We start from the raw sequence: 18,488 nt of genomic DNA, 5'->3' as shown, positions 1-18,488 counted from the left end.
CATTGGGCCACCATAGAGCCCGGACCTGGAATGTTGCGCCACCGTTATGTGTTAAACGAACCGGGCGAACCGGCACTAATTCGGCGCGATCTCACCGGGTAGGTAGGTATCCGGCAGGGTACGGTAATCTCTACCCACCACGCAGCAGGGCCAACGTCGTCCCTTGCTTGTTCGAAAGAAGCAAGACGACGGGAGGGATTCAATGCCTGCTGCCCACCTCGGCTTTCCCGAGCCCCAGGGCCTGTACCACCCCTCGCACGAGCACGACGCCTGCGGTGTCGCCATGGTCGCGGACGTCGCCGGTCGCCGGAGCCACGACATCGTCGCGAAGGCATTGACCGCGCTGTGCAATCTCGACCATCGGGGAGCCCAGGGTAGCGAACCGGACACCGGCGACGGGGCCGGGATCCTGACGCAGATCCCCGACACCTTCTTCCGCGTGGTGGCGGACTTCCCCCTGCCCGCGGCCGGTGCCTACGCCGCCGGCATGGCCTTCCTGCCCGCCGAGGCGCAGGCCCGCGAGACCGCCGTGCGGCTGATCGAGGAGATCGCCGCCGAGGAGGGCCTGACGGTCCTCGGCTGGCGCGACGTTCCGACCACCCCCGACCTTCCCGGGCCGAGCGCCCGCGCGGTGATGCCGTTCTTCGGCCAGCTGTTCGTGGCCTCCCCGGACGGCGAGACCGGCCTGGAGCTGGACCGGATGGCCTTCTGCCTGCGCAAGCGGGCCGAGCACGAGGCGGACGTCTACTTCCCCTCGCTGAGCTCCCGGACCATCGTCTACAAGGGCATGCTCACCCCGCTGCAGGTCGAGCAGTTCTTCCCCGACCTGAGCGACGAGCGCTACGAGACCGCGATCGCGCTGGTCCACTCGCGTTTCTCCACCAACACCTTCCCCTCGTGGCCGCTGGCGCACCCGTACCGCTACGTCGCCCACAACGGCGAGATCAACACGGTCAAGGGCAACCGCAACTGGATGCGCGCCCGTGAGGCGATGCTGAAGACGGCGAACCTGCCGGGCGACCTGTCGAGGCTCTTCCCGATCTGTGACCCGGCCGGTTCCGACACCGCCTCCTTCGACGAGACGCTGGAGCTCATCCACCTCGCGGGCCGCAGCCTGCCGCACGCGGTGCTGATGATGATCCCCGAGGCGTGGGAGAGCCACACCGAGATGGACCCCGCGCGGCGGGCGTTCTACGAGTTCCACTCCACGATGATGGAGGCCTGGGACGGCCCGGCCTCGATCACCTTCTCCGACGGCACCCTCGTCGGCGCGGTGCTCGACCGCAACGGCCTGCGGCCCGGACGATTCTGGGTGACCGCGGACGGCCTGGTCGTGCTGGCCTCCGAGGCGGGCGTGCTGGACATCGCCCCCGAGGACGTGGTCCGCAAGGGCCGCCTGCAGCCCGGCAAGATGTTCCTGATCGACACCGAGCTCGGCAAGATCATCGAAGATGACGAGATCAAGGCCGAGCTGGCGGCCGAGCTGCCGTACGCGGACTGGCTGCACGCCGGGCTGGTCCGCTTCGAGGAGCTGCCCGCCCGCTCGCACGAGATCCCCTCGCACGAGGCGCTGATCAAGCGGCAGCAGACCTTCGGCTACACCGAGGAGGAGCTGCGGATCATCCTGGCGCCGATGGCCAGGGCGGGCATCGAGCCGATCGGCTCGATGGGCACCGACACCCCGGTCGCGGTGCTCAGCGAGAAGCCCCGGCTGCTGTTCGACTACTTCAGCCAGCTGTTCGCGCAGGTCACGAACCCGCCGCTGGACGCGATCCGCGAGGAGCTCGTCACCTCCCTGGCCAGCACCATCGGCCCCGAGGGCAACCTGCTCGACCCGGGCCCGGCCTCCTGCCGCCAGCTCGTGCTGCCCTACCCGGTGCTCGACAACGACGAGCTCGCGAAGATCATCCACATCAACGACGAGGGCGCGCTGCCGGGCTTCCACCCGCACGTGGTCTCCGGCCTGTACGAGGTCGCGGGCGGCGGCGAGGCGCTGCTGCGCCGCATCGAGGAGATCCGCGCCGAGGTCTCCTCGGTGATCGAGGGCGGGGCGCGGATCATCGTGCTGTCCGACCGCGGCTCCTCCGCCGCCCTGGCGCCGATCCCCTCGCTGCTGCTCACCGGCGCCGTCCACCACCACCTGATCGCCGAGAAGACCCGCACCAAGATCGGTCTGGTCGTCGAGACCGGCGAGGCGCGCGAGGCGCACCACATGGCGCTCCTGGTCGGCTACGGGGCGGGCGCGGTCAACCCGTACCTCGCCATCGAGACCGTCGAGGACATGGTCGACTCCGGCGTCCTGAAGGTCGACCGGCACAAGGCCGTGCGCAACCTCATCAAGGCGTACGGCAAGGGCGTGCTGAAGGTCATGTCCAAGATGGGCGTGTCCACGGTCGCCTCCTACACCGGCGCGCAGATCTTCGAGGCGCTCGGCCTGAGCCAGGAGGTCGTCGACGCCTGCTTCACCGGGACCACGTCCCGCCTGGGCGGCGTCGGCTTCGACGTCCTGGCCGAGGAGGCGGCGCAGCGTCACCTGCGCGCCTACCCCCGGGCGGAGAACGCCCACCGCCGCCTGGAGGTCGGCGGCGAGTACCAGTGGCGCCGCGAGGGCGAGCCGCACCTGTTCAACCCCGAGACCGTCTTCAAGCTGCAGCACGCCACCCGCTCGCGCCGCTACGAGATCTTCAAGGAGTACACCGGCCTGGTGGACTCCCAGGCGGAGAAGCTGATGACGCTGCGCGGCATGTTCAAGCTGCGCGAGGGCGTCCGCGAGCCGGTGCCGATCGACGAGGTCGAGCCGGTCAGCGAGATCGTCAAGCGCTTCTCGACCGGCGCGATGTCGTACGGCTCCATCTCGATGGAGGCGCACGAGACGCTCGCCATCGCGATGAACCGGCTGGGCGGCAAGTCCAACACCGGCGAGGGCGGCGAGGACCCCGAGCGGCTGCACGACCCGGCCCGCCGCTCGGCGATCAAGCAGGTGGCCTCCGGCCGGTTCGGCGTGACCTCGGAGTATCTGGTCAACGCCGACGACGTGCAGATCAAGATGGCCCAGGGCGCCAAGCCAGGCGAGGGCGGCCAGCTGCCCGGCCACAAGGTCTACCCGTGGATCGCCAAGACCCGGCACTCCACCCCGGGCGTCGGCCTCATCTCGCCGCCGCCGCACCACGACATCTATTCGATCGAGGACCTCGCCCAGCTCATCCACGACCTGAAGAACGCGAACCCGGCCGCCCGGGTGCACGTCAAGCTCGTGGCCGAGGTCGGGGTCGGCACGGTCGCGGCGGGCGTGTCCAAGGCCCACGCGGACGTCGTGCTCATCTCCGGCCACGACGGCGGCACCGGCGCGTCCCCGCTGACCTCGCTCAAGCACGCGGGCGCCCCCTGGGAGCTCGGCCTGGCCGAGACCCAGCAGACGCTGCTGCTCAACGGCCTGCGCGACCGGATCGTCGTGCAGGTGGACGGCCAGCTCAAGACCGGCCGCGACGTGGTCATCGCCGCGCTGCTCGGCGCCGAGGAGTACGGCTTCGCCACGGCCCCGCTGGTCGTCTCCGGCTGCGTGATGATGCGCGTCTGCCACCTGGACACCTGCCCGGTCGGCGTCGCCACCCAGAACCCCGAGCTGCGCAAGCGGTTCACCGGCAAGCCCGAGTTCGTGGTCAACTTCTTCGAGTTCGTCGCCGAGGAGATCCGCGAGTATCTCGCCGCGCTGGGCTTCCGCAGCATCGAGGAGGCCGTCGGCCACGCCGAGCTGCTGGACACCACCCCGGCCGAGAACCACTGGAAGGCCTCGGGGCTGGACCTGGCGCCGATCCTGCACCAGCCCGAGCTGCCCGAGGGCGCCTCGCTGCGCCGTACCGTGGAGCAGGACCACGGGCTGGCCAAGGCGCTGGACAACACGCTGATCCAGCTCGCCGAGGGCGCGCTCAAGGGCGGTTCCAGGGTCACGCTCGACCTGCCCATCCGCAACGTCAACCGCACGGTCGGCACCATGCTCGGCCACGAGGTGACCAAGCGGTACGGCGGCGCCGGGCTGCCCGACAACACCATCGACGTGCGCTTCACCGGTTCCGCGGGCAACTCCCTGGGCGCCTTCCTGCCCAGGGGGATCACCCTGCGGCTCACCGGCGACGCCAACGACTACGTGGGCAAGGGCCTGTCCGGCGGCCGGATCACGGTCCAGCCGCACGACGCGGCCCCGCTCGACGGGCACATCATCGCCGGGAACGTCGGCCTGTACGGCGCGACCTCCGGCGAGGCCTTCATCCGCGGCGTCGTGGGGGAGCGGTTCTGCGTCCGCAACTCCGGCGCCACCGCGGTGGTCGAGGGCGTCGGCGACCACGGCTGCGAGTACATGACCGGCGGCAAGGTGGTCGTGCTCGGCCCGACCGGCCGCAACTTCGCGGCGGGCATGTCCGGCGGCGTCGCCTACCTGCTCGACCTCGACGCCGAGCGGGTCAACCGGGAGATGGTCGAGATCGAGGAGCTGGACGAGGCCGAGTCCGAGGCGCTGCGCGAGATCGTCGAGTCCCACCTGGCCGAGACCGGCTCCACGGTGGCCAAGGCGATCCTCGCCGACTGGGACCCGTCCCGGTTCGGCAAGATCATGCCGACGGACTACAAGCGGGTCCTGCGGGCCGCCGAGTCCGCCCGGCTGGAGGGCCGCGACATCGACGAGGCCGTCATGACCGCCGCGGTCCAGGGGTGAGGCCGATGTCCGTTTCCACGTCGAAGACCGTTCATGTCGCCCATGTTTCCCGGGCTCTCCAGGCTTTTCACGGATAAGGGAGGTACGACCGATGGCTGACCCCAAGGGTTTCCTCGCTCACGGACGCGAGCTGCCGGCGCGCCGCCCGGTGGACGTGCGCATCCGCGACTGGCGGGAGGTCTACGAGGACTTCCCCAAGCCCGCGCTGACCAAGCAGGCCGCGCGGTGCATGGACTGCGGCATCCCGTTCTGTCACAACGGCTGCCCGCTGGGCAACCTGATCCCCGAGTGGAACGACCTGGTCTACCGGGACGACTGGCAGGAGGCCATCGAGCGCCTGCACGCCACCAACAACTTCCCGGAGTTCACCGGCAGGCTCTGCCCGGCTCCGTGCGAGGCGGCGTGCGTGCTCGGCATCAACTCCGACCCGGTCGCGATCAAGCGGGTCGAGGTCGAGATCATCGACCGCGCCTTCGACGAGGGCTGGGTCACCCCCCAGATCCCCGCGTCGAGGACCGGCAAGCGGGTCGCGGTCGTCGGCTCGGGCCCCACGGGCCTGGCCGCCGCGCAGCAGCTCACCAGGGCCGGGCACGACGTGGTCGTGTTCGAGCGGGCCGACAGGATCGGCGGCCTGCTCCGCTACGGCATCCCCGAGTTCAAGATGGAGAAGCGGCACATCGACCGCCGTCTCGACCAGATGCGGGCCGAGGGCACCGAGTTCCGTACCGGCGTCAACGTCGGGGTGGACATCACGGCGGCGCGGTTGCGCGAGGAGTTCGACGCGGTCGTCCTGGCCGGCGGCGCGACCCAGTGGCGGGACCTGCCCGTCGCCGGACGCGACCTGGCGGGCATCTACCAGGCGATGGAGTACCTGCCGCCCTCCAACAAGGTCCAGGAGGGCGACTTCCCGGTCTCGCCGATCAGTGCCGAGGGCAAGCACGTCGTCGTGATCGGCGGCGGCGACACCGGCGCCGACTGCATCGGCACCGCGATCCGCCAGGGGGCCGCCTCGGTCACCCAGCTGGAGATCATGCCCCAGCCCCCGGCGGACCGCCCCGGCAGCCAGCCGTGGCCCACGTTCCCCATCCTGTTCAAGATGGAGAGCGCCCACGAGGAGCTGGCCGACGGCGGCGGCGACCGGGTCTACGCGGTCTCCACCACCGAGTTCGTCGGCGACGCCGACGGCAATGTCCGGGCGCTGCGCCTGGTCGAGGTGGAGGGTCCCGCGGCCGGGTTCAAGCCGGTGCCCGGCTCCGAGCGGGAGATCCCGGCCGAGCTGGTCACGCTGTCGATGGGCTTCGTGGGCCCGGAGAAGAAGGGCCTGCTGGAGGAGCTCGCCGAGGTCGCCGGAGGCGAGTTCTTCGACGCCAGGGGCAACGTCGCCAGGGACAGGGGCTACATGTCCTCGGTCGACGGCGTCTTCGTCGCCGGGGACATGGGCCGCGGCCAGTCGCTGATCGTGTGGGCGATCGCCGAGGGCCGCTCGGCCGCCTCGGCCGCCGACCGCTATCTCACGGGCCGGACGGCCCTGCCGGTGGCGATCCCGCCGACGGCACGGCCACTGGTCTGAGCGCGCGGGGGGCCGGTCCGCCGGGCGGACCGGCCCCCCGCGCGGTGGAGCGCATCGGCACCTCGACATCCCACCCCGGCCGACCGGCGCCGGGTTCCTCCCGCCGGGCTCACCGCGCCTCGTCGAGCCGCTCCATCACCGACGCCGGGGCGTGTTCGGCCGTCGGCGGACCGCCCAGGCGGCCGGCCGTGGCCCACGTCCGGGTGATCGTCGGTCTTGGATGGCCGCCTGCTGACATGTCATGGCCGGTCCGGGTGTGTCATGGTTGGTTGTTGCATCCCCGGACCGGTTCATGCATGTCATGGCCGGTTCGTGGATGTCATGGCCGCCCCGGTCAGGCCGGGGCGGTCCGGCGGGAACGCGGCGGGTGCAGGCACGTCACGGTCCAACCGGGGGCGGTGCCGCCCGCCGCGTCCGGGAACCGTCCGGCGTGGCGGGTGTCTTACCGGCTGCTTCAGGTAAAAATGCGCAGAGCGTAGGTTCAGATTGCTTTGGCGTACATATGCCTGAAAAATAATTCTTCTTGATCAGGCCAGGTGCGGAGGATCGATGAATCGCGGGATCAGAAGCCTGACGGGCACGGCGACGGTGCTCGCCCTGGCGGCGACCCTCACGGCGGGAGCCCTGGGCGGCGGGGCCACGACAGGCGCGGCGGGTCAGACCCGCGAGTACCTGGTCTTCTACGCGGACGGAGCCCGCGACCGGGCGATCGAGGCGATCACCGCGAGCGGCGGCACCGCCCTGTCGACCGACACCAGGATCGGCTACGTCCTCGCCGACGGTCCCGGTCCCCGCTTCGTGGAGAGCCTGGCCGGCAGCGACGCCGTCGAGGGGGTCTCCTCCGACCGCAGGATCGGCTCCGCCACCGCGATCGCCCCCGTGACCGCCGCCCCCGCGGCCAGGACGCCGGGCACCGCGACCGCCGCCCCCGCGGCCGGGGTTCCCGGCACCGAGACCGCCTCCCAGGTCAGGACCCCGCTCGCCTTCCCCTCCGCGGACGCCCTCGGGCGGGCGGGCACCCCCGGCGCCTCCACGCCCTCCACCGGCACGCCCGAGCCGCTGGCCGGACGGCAGTGGGACATGAAGATGATCGGCGCCACCGTGGACGGCTCCTACGCCACCGAGCCCGGTGACAAGCGGGTGCTGGTCGGCGTCATCGACACCGGCGTCGACGGCAAGCACCCCGACATCGCCCCCAACTTCAACCGCGCCCTGAGCCGCAACTTCGTGACCGACCGGCCCAAGGACCCCAACGGCAAGACCCTCGACGGGCCCTGCGAGTTCAAGAGCTGCAAGGACCCGGTCGACTGGGACGACGACGGCCACGGCACCCACGTGGCCAGCACCATCGCCTCGCCGCTCAACGGCGTGGGCATCGCCGGGGTCGCCCCCCAGGTGTCCCTGGTGAACCTGCGCGCGGGCCAGGACTCCGGCCTGTTCTTCCTCAAGCCCAGCATCGAGGCGCTCACCTACGCCGCCGACGCCGGCATCGACGTGGTCAACATGAGCTTCTACGTCGACCCGTGGCTGTTCAACTGCAAGGCCAACCCCGCCGACTCCAAGGCCGAGCAGCTGGAGCAGCGCGGCATCATCACCGGCATGCAGCGCGCCCTCGACTACGCCCGCAAGCGCGGCGTCACCCTCATCAGCGCCATCGGCAACGGCGCCACCGACCTCGGCAGGCCCAGCAAGGACGCGACCAGCCCCGACTACCCCAAGGACACCGAGCGCACCCGCAAGGTCGACAACTCCTGCCTCAACGTCCCGGCCGAGTCCAGGGGCGTCATCTCGGTCACCTCGGTGGGCCAGAGCGGGCGCAAGGCCTACTACTCCGACTACGGCGTCGAGCAGGCCGACCTGGCGGCCCCCGGCGGGGACGAGTTCGACGGCGGCGGCAAGTACGACACCACCAGGGGCATCCTGGCCGCCGCGCCGGAGAACGCGCTCAAGGCCAAGGGGCAGATCGCCGCCGACGGGACGCCGAAGTCCCCGTCGATCATCCGGGAGTGCGAGGGCGGCACCTGCGCCTACTACCAGTACCTCGTCGGCACCTCCATGGCCGCTCCGCACGCCACCGGCGTCGCCGCCATCCTGATCAGCCGCTTCGGCAAGCCGGGCAAGGGCGGTCTCGCGCTGCCCGCCGAGGACGTCCAGCGCCTGCTGTACTCCACCGCCACCGAGAAGGCCTGCCCCTCGCCGCGCGAGTACGCCTACAAGATCGACCTCGTGGTGGACGAGGTCCACAAGTGCGAGGGTCCCAAGTCGCGCAACGGCTTCTACGGCCGAGGCGTCATCAGCGCCGCCAACGCCGCCAAGGCCACCGCCTCCACTCCCTAGCGCCGCCGCCGACGACGCCGATACGGCTGCCGCCGCCGACCGGAGCACGTCCGGCCGGCGGCGCCGGGCCTTCCTCCGGGAACCGGCGACGTTCATGGATCGGTCAAAAGAGACAGCGGGCAGGAGGGGGACGGGGCCGGCCGGGGAAGGAGGACGGTTGCGGTTCCATCCCGTCGCTCTCGCCCCTGTGAGGATCAATGAGGTTCCTGACGCGTCCGCACCAGCTTCCGCCCCGGGTCGCCGCCGGTCTGATCATTCTGAATTCGGGGCTGACCAAGCGGTCCGCGGGGGAGGAGGCCGCCCAGGGATTGCACGGGATGGCGGCCGGGACCTACCCGTTCCTGAAGGACGTCGATCCGGTGAGGTTCGTGAGGCTGCTCTCCGCGGCGGAGATCACCCTCGGTACGGCCCTGCTGGTCCCGGTGGTGCCGCCGCTGCTGGCGGGCGCCGCGCTGACCGCCTTCGCCGGAGGGCTGGTCGGCCTCTACCTCAGGACCCCGGGCCTGCGGGAGGAGGGGAGCCTGCGCCCCACCCAGCAGGGCGTCGCCATCGCCAAGGACGTCTGGCTGCTGGGCATCGGCGCCGGGCTGGTCGTGGAGGAGGTCGTCCGCGACCGATCCAGGACCGTTGTGGTCACGCGGAGGCGTTCCTCTCCACGCCTGTGACGAGACACGGGGCCGTGTCTCCCATGTCCTGAACATGTCCTTGACATGTCCTGAACACGTCCTGAACACGGCCTGATATGAGATGCGTCTCTCATGGCCTGAGATGAGATGAGATGCGAGGGCGCGTCGCTCCCGGCCTGTGACGCGTCTCTCCCCGCGTGTGACGCGCGCACCCGAGTGGCCGGACATCTTATGACATACGCCCCCTCATCTGGGCATATGGGGCGATTCGCAACCTGCCGTTCATCCAGGGTAGCTTTGTGTCACCGAATTTTTCATCGGCGCTATGACCAACGTCACGACCAAGTGGTCTGTACCAATTAGGGTGGGATCCGTGACTCGTCGCGCGAAAATCGTCTGCACTCTCGGCCCTGCCACCTCCTCTCCCGAACGCCTCCGCGAACTGATCGCGGCCGGGATGGACGTGGCCCGTTTCAACCTCAGCCATGGCAGCCATGAGCTGCACAAGGAGGTTTACGACAGGGTGAGGGAGGCCGCCGCCGAGCTCGGGCGTGGCGTGGGTCTGCTGGCTGACCTCCAAGGCCCCAAGATCCGGGTCGGCAAGTTCGGTGAGGGCCCCGTCCGCCTCGGCTTCGGTGATGTCTTCACGATCACCACTGAGGAGGTTCCCGGCGACCGTGACCAGGTCTCCACGTCCTATCTGGGGCTTCCCAAGGACGTCAGTCCCGGGGACAGCATCCTGGTCGACGACGGTCGCGTCCGGCTGGAGGTGACCCGGGTCGACGGCCAGCGCGTCACCACCCGCGTGATCATCGGTGGCATGATCTCCGACAACAAGGGCCTCAACCTGCCCGGCGTCAACGTCAGCGCCCCCGTCCTGACCGACAAGGACGAGACCGACCTTCGCTGGGCCCTGCGCACCGGCTTCGACCTGGTCGCCCTCTCCTTCGTCAGGCGTCCCTCCGACGCCGACGTGGTGCGCAACATCATGGAGCAGGAGGGCATCCGCCTCCCGCTGCTCGCCAAGATCGAGAAGCCGCAGGCCGTGGAGCGGCTTCCGGAGATCATCGAGGCCTTCGACGGCATCATGGTCGCCCGCGGTGACCTCGGGGTCGAGCTGCCGCTGGAGGAGGTGCCCATCGTGCAGAAGCGCGCCATCGAGCTCTGCCGCGAGAAGGCCCGCCCGGTCATCGTCGCCACCCAGATGCTGGAGTCGATGATCACCGCCCCGCGGCCCACCCGCGCCGAGGCCTCCGACGTCGCCTACGCCGTCATGGACGGCGCCGACGCGGTCATGCTCTCCGGCGAGACGTCGGTCGGCAACTACCCCGTCGAGGTCGTCGAGACGATGAGCCGCATCGCCACGACCGCGGAGAAGAGCTCCCTGCAGGCCACCCACAGCCTCGACCGGCTGCCGGAGACCACCGGCGGCGCCATCGCCCGCGCCGCGGCCGAGGTCGGCGCCATCGTCGGCGCCAAGGCGCTGGTGGCGTTCACCATGTCCGGTGAGACGGCCCGCCGCCTGGCCCGCTACCGCTCGCCGATCCCGCTGCTGGCGTTCACCTCCGCCAGCCACGTCCGCAACCAGCTCGCGCTGACCTGGGGCGTGGAGACCTTCGAGGTGCCGTTCGTCCACCACACCGACGACATGGTCCGCCAGGTGGAGGCCTCGCTGCTCGCCAACTCCCGTCTGGAGAAGGGCGACAAGGTCGTCATCGTGGCCGGTTCGCCTCCCGGCACCGCGGGTTCCACCAACGCCCTGCGCGTGCACACCATCGGCGCGGCGGTCTCCAACCCCGGCTGATCTGCGCGATCGCGTACGGCCACCGCTGCGGCGGTGGCCGTTCGCGTTTCCGGGGCCTCCCGCGCGGCCGCGGATTCAAAAATGCCGAAAAATACGCTCTTGTCGTGTCCGAATAGGTGTCAGAGGATCGGTGCACGGCGTGCCCGGACGGGGCTCGCCCGATGAACCGGACAAACTCAACGAAAGGCGCCGGATGATCCAGGGCAGTCGGCCGGTGGGAGCGGAGCGGCAACGCGAGGAGGCCGAGGGACGGCCTCCGGGTCCACCGGGGCAGCGCGTGTCGGCCGCCGACACGGTCGCGGAGATGATCGAGGCCCGCCTGGGCCGGACGGTCGACCCCGACGAGAACTTCTTCGAGGCCGGGCTCAACTCGATGGCACTGGTCGAGCTGCACGCGGACATCACGGGGGTGCTCGGCATCGACATCCCGGTCACCTCGATGTTCACCCGGCCGAACGTGCGGGCGCTCAGCCGCCTCGTCGAGGGCGCGCAGGAACCTGTCAGGAGCGAACCCGCGCGCCTGCGCCCCGTCGGGGGCAGCCGCAGGGACGTGCGCGCCCGCATCCGCCGGGACGGCGGGGCGCCTCGGTGACGAATACCGCGTCGATCGCCGTGATCGGCATGGGCCCGCGCGCCCCGCTCCCCCCTCCCGGTGTCGTCCTGGCGGAGACCCAGGAGGGTGCGCTGGAGAACGCCGGACACGACCCCGCGCGCTCCCCGGGAGTGTTCGCCACCTACGAGCCGGCCGAGGAGGCCTGCCTGGCCCTCGCGGTCGGTGACTGCGACCTCGTGCTCTCGGTCTCGGGACCGAGCCTCGACGCCCTCGCGGAACGGGGCACCACGATCGTGCTCAAGCGCCTGGACGACGCTCTCCTCGACGGCGACCTCGTGAGCGCCGTGATCGAGGCGGTGATCGAATCCCCGCCCGGCCTCGCTCCCGCCCGCATCGTTTCCACCAGGACCGTTCCCGCCCGCACCGTTCCCACCCGCAGTGGGCGCGGTGGCTGGCGCGGAGGAGGCTCGGCCGCGCGCCTGCGGGAACCGCTGAGGGTGAAGGAGGGTTTCCCGCCGGTCCACCTCCCGGGGGACTCCCGGCCCCGCGTCGTCGCCTGGTCGGGACGCACGCCGGCGGAGGCCGACGCCGTGAGGAAAAGCCTGGCGGGGTTCTTCGCCACCCTCGGCTCCGACCGGTTCGCCGACGCCGTGGCCGTCCTCCAGCTGGGCCGCACCCAGCATCCCGTACGGGGCGCGGTCGTGGCCGCCACCCCCGCCGAGGCGTCCGCGGCCCTCGCTGCGACTCCGGCGGCCGTCGCCGTGACTCCGGCGGCCTCACCCGAGGGAACGGCGCTCAGGCATGAGCCGCTTTTCAAGGATGCGGCGGGGGAGGTGAGGTTCGTCTTCCCCGCCGGAGGCGCCGGGCGGCTGGGGGCCTCGCTGTACGGGGCCGAGCGGCTGTTCAGCGAGGCGATGGACGTCTGCCTGGAAGGTTTCGAGCGGCACGGCGTCGATCTCTGCGACGCCTGGCTCGCCGGGGAGCGTGACGACGACCCGGTGACGTTCGCGGTGACCTACTCCCTGGCGGCGACTCTGGCCGGCTGGGGTGTCACACCCCTGGAATGCACGGGAGACGGCGTGGGCGAGCTCGCCGCCGCCGCCTTCTCGGGAACGCTGGAACTGGACGAGGCGATCGCCCGCGTCGCGGCCTCCGTCGTCGCCGTCTCCGTCGCGGTGCCCGAGCAGGCGCCCGAGCAGGCGCCGGAGCCGGTGGCCGAGCGGGCGCCCGGGCAGCTGCCCGAACCGGTGGCGGACGACGCGATGGCGGTGTCCGAGCCGGTGCCGGACGACCTGACGGTGCCCGAATCGGTACCGGCCGACATCGCGGCGCCCGAGCCGGTGGCCGGGCATGAAACGTTCCACGAAACGGAGACCCGTCGCGAGACGGTCACGGCGCAGGGAACCTCGCCCTGGGCGGGAACCGGACCGGGGACCACCGGCGCGGGAGACACGCTGTCCCTCCTGGTCGGGACGGCGGAGGCGCCCTCGGACGAGGGGACGATCGACTGCGGGGACGACCGCCGGGGCCTGCTCGCGGCGCTCGCCCGGCTGTGGACACTCGGCTGCCCGGTGGACTGGGCCGCCCTCGACCCCGACCATCCCCTGCAGCGCCTGCCCGTTCCCGGGGGGCACCGCTACGCCCCGGCGTCGATCTTTCCCGGTCCCTCGCCGCGTCCCTCCGCGCCGGCTTCCGCACCGGCTTTCGCGTCGGCTTCCGTGTCGCGGGAACGCGAGGGCGCGTCGCGGGTCCCGGAGGGCCTGCCCGAGCCCGCCGAGCCGCTCCGCAGGCCCGGGGCGGTCCCGTACTCGTTCTGGGTGCTGGAGCAGCTCGCCGGGTCGAGCGGGGTGTCCAACCTGGCGGTGGCGTTCAGGACCCGCGAGCCGCTGCGCAGGTTCCCGCTGCAGATCGCGGTGAACCGGCTGCTCAAGCGGCATCCGGCGCTGCGCCTGCGGTTCCCCGTGGTGGACGGCGCGCCCGTGCGGCACCTCACCGCCCCGCAGGACGCGCAGATCAAGCTGGTGAACGGGGAGACCACCGAGGAGACGCTCGTCTCCGACCTCCAGGGGTTCCTGGACGAGCCCTTCGACCTGGGACGCGACCTGCTCTTCCGGGCCGGGCACTTCGCGCTGCCCGACGGCGGCGGGAGCGTGGTCTGCCTGGTGGCCCACCACATCGTCATCGACGCCACCTCGATGCAGTTCCTCGTCGAGGAGCTGGGCGGCTTCTACGACGCGCAGACGAGCCAGGAGCCGCTCCCCGCCGCGCTCTCCGGCGTCGCGCCCATGCTGGAGCCGGGGGAGGCGTCCCGGAAGTCGCTGGACTACTGGCTCGACCGGCTCGGGGACGTCGATCCGGCCGCGATGGTGCTCCCCGGCAGCAGGCCGTCGCCCGCCCGGCCCACCTTCGCCGGGCACACCTGCTCCTGGGAGGTGGACGCGGACACGCGCCGGGCGCTCGACACGCTGCGGACCGGCCTGCGCACTACCGACAACATCGTGCTGGCCGCCGCGTTCATGCTCACCCTGCGCGCCCACGGCGCGGGTCCCGAGCTGGTGGCCGCGATGCCGGTCACCACCAGGACGGCCGCGATGCGCGGCCATGTCGGCTACGGCGTCAGCACCCTGCCGATGCGGGTGCGCGCCGACCCGGACGAGGGTTTCGCCGCCCTGGTCAGGCGGGTCGAGGACGTCTTCTTCGAGGGGGTCGAGCACGCGGACGCCTCGGTGGAGGCGGTGCTGGTCGAGCGCGGGCACGGCACCGGCGACTGGAGGGTGCCGCTGTTCCGGCACATGTTCAACTACCGGCCGTGGACCGACGACCAGGTCAGCATCCTGGGCTCCGTCCCCGAGTACGTCGAGGACCTGTTCGACCGCAGCCGCCTGGACCTGCAGTGCATCGCGGTGCAGGAGCCCGGCAGGCTCACGCTCAGGGTCTGGCACAGCACGGAGGTCCACGACGAGGCCGAGATCGCCGCGTTCGTCGCGCGGATGACCGCGCTGCTGCGGCGGGCCGCCGAGGACGCGCGGCGCCCGCAGCGGGAGCTGGACTCCCTCTCCGCGGCCGACCGGCGGCTGCTCGACCGGCTCAACGACACCGCGCGGACCTGGGAAGGACCGGCCACCCTGCTGGAGCGGATCGTCGCCCGCACCGGAGGCGTCCACGAGCCCGGTAGCGGCACGGGGATCCGTGAGGGCGACCGGGAGGCCCGCGCCGGCACGGCGATCCGCGACGGCGACCGGGAGGTCACCTACGACGAGCTGCTCACCTGGGCGGCCGCCGTCAGGGACACCCTCGTCTCGCACGGCGCGGGCCCCGGCGACATCGTGGCGCTCGGCCTGAGCCGTTCGGCGGAGACGGTCGCCGCGGTGCTCGGCGTCTGGGCGGCCGGGGCCGCCTACCTGCCGCTGGACCCGCGCCAGCCCGAACTGCGCCTGGCCTACCAGGTGGAGGACTGCGGGGCCCGCCTGGTCATCGCCGACTCCGAGGCTCCCTGGGCGGGGGAGGTCCCCGTGCTCTCCATGCCGCAGGCCCCCGGGGCCGGTGCGGCGGACCACGACGGCGCGCCCGCGCGCCGGCTGGATCCGGCCGAGGTCGCCGCGGCGGTCTCCGGGGAGTCGATCGCCTACGTGATCTACACCTCGGGATCCACCGGGAGGCCCAAGGGGGTGGCCGTCACCCACGGCAACCTGGCCAACCTCGTCCTCGACTTCGCCGACCGGCTCGGGGCGGGCGCGGCCGACGCGGTGCTGTGGTCCACCACGACCTCCTTCGACATCTCGGCACTGGAGCTGATGCTCCCGCTCACCGCCGGCGGCACCCTGGTCGTCGCCTCCGACGACGACCAGCTCCAGCCGCGCAGGTTCCTGGAACTCATCGCGGCGCGGGACGTACGCGTCGTGCAGGCCACCCCGACGGCCTGGCGGCTCATCGCCCCCGAGGCGCGCGACGAGCTGGCCGGGCGGATCGTGCTCTGCGGCGGGGAGCCCATGCCGGCCGCGCTCGCCACGGACCTGCTGGGCCTGGGCTGCCGGTTGTTCAACGTCTACGGGCCGACCGAGACGACCATCTGGTCCACCGCCGCCGAGATCCTCGGCCCTCCGGCCGACCCGGTGCCGATCGGGGTGCCGCTCGCCAACACCCGGATCTTCGTCAGGGACGCCGACGGGCGCGAGGCCCCGCCGGGCGTGCCCGGCGAGCTGTGCGTGGCGGGCGACGGGGTGAGCGCCGGGTACGTCAACCGGCCCGAGCTGACCGCCGAGCGGTTCGGCGAGCACCCCCGCCACGGGCGCTTCTACCGGACCGGGGACATGGCCAGGCTCAGGCACGACGGGGCCCTGGAACTGCTGGGCCGCGACGACCGCCAGATCAAGCTGCGCGGGCACCGCATCGAGCTGGGAGAGATCGAGGCGGTGCTGCACCACCACGACGCCGTCAAGGTCGCGGCCGTCATCGTCCACGACGACCGGCTGGTGGCGTTCGTGCAGCCCACGGACCTGCCCGACGGGGAGACCGGGGCCGCCCTGCGCGAGGAGCTGTGGCGGTACGCGGGGACGCGGCTGCCGGACTACGCGGTCCCCTCGGGGATCGTCCTGGCCGACGAATTCCCGACGACCGCCAACGGCAAGATCGACTACCGGGGGCTGACCGTTCCCGAGGACGAGTCGTCGTCCGCCTCCCGCGCCCCGGCGAGCTCGGAACTCGCCGAGGGGGTGCTGCGGCTCTGGCGGGAGGCGCTGCGCCGCCCGGGGCTCGGTGAGCACGACAACTTCTTCCTCAACGGGGGGCACTCGGTGCTCGCCGTACGGCTGATCGCCCCGCTGGAGGAGCTCGCGGGACGGGCGATCAACGTGCGCGCGGTCTTCGACCATCCCACCCCGGCCGAGCTGGCCGCGTTCATCCAGGAAGGGGCGGGCTCTTGACCCCCTCCCCACGGCAGGGAGGCCGGGCCCGCGTGCCCGGCCCCCCGGAGCCCACCCCCGACGTCTTCACGCTGGAAGGACCCAGATGACCGCCCCGTGGTTCGTACCGGTGGGGGAGCGGCCGGGGGGCCGGATCCGCCTGTACACCTTCCCCAACGCGGGCAGCGGCCCCGCCTCGCTCACCGGCCTGGCCGAGCGGTTCCCCGACGAGGTCGACGTGTGGTCGGTGAACCTCCCCGGCCGCCAGGCCAGGCTGGCCGAGCCGCCGGTCGAGGACCTCGACAAGCTGGTCGACGACCTGGCCCGCGACCTGCTGGCGACCGCCCGCGAGCCGTACGCGCTGTTCGGCTACTGCAGCGGCGCGCTCCTGGCCTACCTGGTCTGCCGCCGCCTGGTCGAACTCGCCCCCGGCGGGCCCGAGCCTTCGGCCGGGTCCGGGGAGCGGTGGCCCGAACGGCTCCTGGTGGGGTCCTTCGCCGCGCCGGACGTCACGCTCCTGCTGCGCAGGCTGCCGTCCCTGCCGTCGTGGCTGTTCTGGGACCAGCTGATCGAGCTGGGCGGGGTCCCGGCGGAGGTGGCCGAGCGCGAGGCACTCAGGCCGATCCTCGAACCCGCCCTGCGCGCCGACTTCGGGATGCTCGCCCGGTACCGGCACCGGCAGGGGCCGCCGCTGCCCGTGCCCGTCACCGTCCTGTACGGCAGCCGCGACGGCTCCATGTCGCGCGGCGGGCTGCTCGGCTGGCGCAGGCAGAGCGTTTCACGGCCGTCGATGCGCGAGCTCGACGCCTCCCACTGGCTGGCCGAGGAGACCCCCGACCTGCTCGCCGCCGTCATCGCAGAGGAGATCGGATGCGTCTCGGTTACAGCATGAGCTACTGGGGCGGCGCCGGGCTCGGTCCCGCCGACCACCTCGCCCTGGTCCGCGAGGCCGAGCGGCTGGGCTACGAGTCGGTGTGGGCCGCCGAGACATACGGCACCGACCCGGCGAGCCTGATGGCGTGGATCGCCGGTCAGACCGAGCGGATCGCGCTCGGCACCGGCGTGCTGCAGATGTCGGGCCGCAAGCCCGTGGTGGCGGCGATGACGGCCGCCACCATCGACCAGGTCTCCGGCGGCCGGGCCCGGCTGGGCGTGGGCGTGTCGGGGCCGCAGGTCGTGGAGGGCTGGCACGGGGAGCGCTTCGACCGGCCGCTGGCCCGCGCCCGCGACTACCTCTCGGTGCTGCGGCTGGCCCTGGAAGGCCGCCCGGTGAGCTACTCGGGCCCGACCATGACGCTGCCGCTCCCCGGCGGGCAGGGCAAGGAGCTGTCCCTGGGCGTCTCCCCGGTCCAGAAGCACCTTCCCGTCTATCTCGGCGCGATGGGCCCGGAGACGACCGCGCTCGCCGGGGAACTGGCCGACGGCTGGCTCGCGATCCACTTCCCGCCCGAGCACCTGGCCGAGCGCACGGCCCACCTGCGCGCGGGCGCGGCACGGGCCGGCCGCAGCCTGGACGGCTTCGACGTCGCCCCGATGATCCTCACCCTCGTCGACGACGACGAGGAACTGGCCTACGACATGATGCGGCCCATGCTCGCCCTCTACCTGGGCGGCATGGGCTCGCGCCGTACCAACTTCTACAACCGCCTGGCCCGCTCCCTGGGCTTCGAGAAGGAGGCGGAGGCGATCCAGGAGGCGTTCCTGGGCGGGCGCCAGGGCGAGGCGATGTCGCTGCTCCCGGACGGCCTGGTCGACGCGATGACCATGTGCGGGCCGCCCGGCAAGCTCCGCGAACGGGTCGCCGCCTACCGCGAGGCGGGCGCGACCTCCCTCGTCGTCGGCCTGGTCACCCCGACCCTCAGGCTCCGGATGGAACAACTGGAACTGGTCGCGGACCTGGTGGCTTGATCCTGCCGGGATCGTGCGGCCCGTGGTCCGTGCGATCCCGGCAGGTCGTTCCGTGGTTCCCCGGCCGCCGAGGGGAGCTCA

The 18,488-nt window shown here is 72.0% G+C and carries 9 protein-coding genes; all 9 read left to right on the top strand.

Annotation, left to right across the window (positions count from 1 at the left end; translation table 11 throughout):
- The first annotated feature begins 202 nt into the window (after positions 1-202).
- The 9 genes from gltB (at position 203) to AB0F88_RS01590 (ending at position 18,407) form a co-directional block, all read left to right on the top strand.
- On the top strand, positions 203-4,708 hold the full coding sequence (gltB, locus tag AB0F88_RS01630; RefSeq protein WP_362676216.1) for a glutamate synthase large subunit: 4,506 nt from the start codon (positions 203-205) through the stop codon (positions 4,706-4,708).
- 91 nt (positions 4,709-4,799) lie between these two features.
- Positions 4,800-6,278, top strand: a complete 1,479-nt coding sequence (locus AB0F88_RS01625) for a glutamate synthase subunit beta (RefSeq protein ID WP_362676214.1) — start codon at positions 4,800-4,802, stop codon at positions 6,276-6,278.
- A gap of 549 nt (positions 6,279-6,827) precedes the next feature.
- The gene (locus AB0F88_RS01620; RefSeq protein ID WP_362676212.1) at positions 6,828-8,615 is read left to right on the top strand and encodes a S8 family serine peptidase; all 1,788 of its coding nucleotides are present in this window, start codon (positions 6,828-6,830) and stop codon (positions 8,613-8,615) included.
- Between the two features lie 197 nt (positions 8,616-8,812).
- Positions 8,813-9,280, top strand: a complete 468-nt coding sequence (locus AB0F88_RS01615; RefSeq protein ID WP_362676210.1) for a hypothetical protein — start codon at positions 8,813-8,815, stop codon at positions 9,278-9,280.
- A 334-nt stretch (positions 9,281-9,614) separates the two neighbouring features.
- Positions 9,615-11,045, top strand: coding sequence for a pyruvate kinase (pyk, locus tag AB0F88_RS01610; protein ID WP_362676208.1), 1,431 nt, complete (start codon positions 9,615-9,617; stop codon positions 11,043-11,045).
- A 193-nt stretch (positions 11,046-11,238) separates the two neighbouring features.
- Complete coding sequence (locus AB0F88_RS01605; RefSeq protein WP_362676206.1) at positions 11,239-11,637, top strand: acyl carrier protein; 399 nt, start codon at positions 11,239-11,241, stop codon at positions 11,635-11,637.
- Positions 11,634-16,520: an amino acid adenylation domain-containing protein gene (locus tag AB0F88_RS01600; RefSeq protein WP_362676204.1), complete on the top strand. Its 4,887-nt coding sequence runs from the start codon at positions 11,634-11,636 to the stop codon at positions 16,518-16,520. The genes AB0F88_RS01605 and AB0F88_RS01600 overlap by 4 nt, the downstream gene beginning before the upstream one ends.
- Before the next feature lie 85 nt (positions 16,521-16,605).
- Positions 16,606-17,391, top strand: coding sequence for a thioesterase domain-containing protein (locus AB0F88_RS01595; RefSeq protein WP_362676202.1), 786 nt, complete (start codon positions 16,606-16,608; stop codon positions 17,389-17,391).
- Positions 17,370-18,407 (top strand): LLM class F420-dependent oxidoreductase, encoded by a 1,038-nt coding sequence (locus tag AB0F88_RS01590; RefSeq protein ID WP_362676200.1) that lies wholly within the window; start codon positions 17,370-17,372, stop codon positions 18,405-18,407. The genes AB0F88_RS01595 and AB0F88_RS01590 overlap by 22 nt, the downstream gene beginning before the upstream one ends.
- Positions 18,408-18,488: the final 81 nt, after the last annotated feature.

This window comes from Streptosporangium sp. NPDC023963, assembly GCF_040639135.1.
Classification (GTDB): Bacteria; Actinomycetota; Actinomycetes; order Streptosporangiales; family Streptosporangiaceae; genus Streptosporangium.
Note: the sequence above shows the minus strand (reverse complement) of the source record. Positions and strands in the feature narration are given on the sequence as shown.

Bases quoted from the DNA above. Each gene is read 5' to 3' on its own strand.
- AB0F88_RS01590 (WP_362676200.1), top strand. From the start codon at position 17,370: ATGCGTCTCGGTTACAGCATGAGCTACTGGGGCGGCGCCGGGCTCGGT.
- AB0F88_RS01595 (WP_362676202.1), top strand. From the start codon at position 16,606: ATGACCGCCCCGTGGTTCGTACCGGTGGGGGAGCGGCCGGGGGGCCGG.
- AB0F88_RS01620 (WP_362676212.1), top strand. From the start codon at position 6,828: ATGAATCGCGGGATCAGAAGCCTGACGGGCACGGCGACGGTGCTCGCC.
- AB0F88_RS01605 (WP_362676206.1), top strand. From the start codon at position 11,239: ATGATCCAGGGCAGTCGGCCGGTGGGAGCGGAGCGGCAACGCGAGGAG.
- gltB (WP_362676216.1), top strand. From the start codon at position 203: ATGCCTGCTGCCCACCTCGGCTTTCCCGAGCCCCAGGGCCTGTACCAC.
- AB0F88_RS01625 (WP_362676214.1), top strand. From the start codon at position 4,800: ATGGCTGACCCCAAGGGTTTCCTCGCTCACGGACGCGAGCTGCCGGCG.
- AB0F88_RS01615 (WP_362676210.1), top strand. From the start codon at position 8,813: ATGAGGTTCCTGACGCGTCCGCACCAGCTTCCGCCCCGGGTCGCCGCC.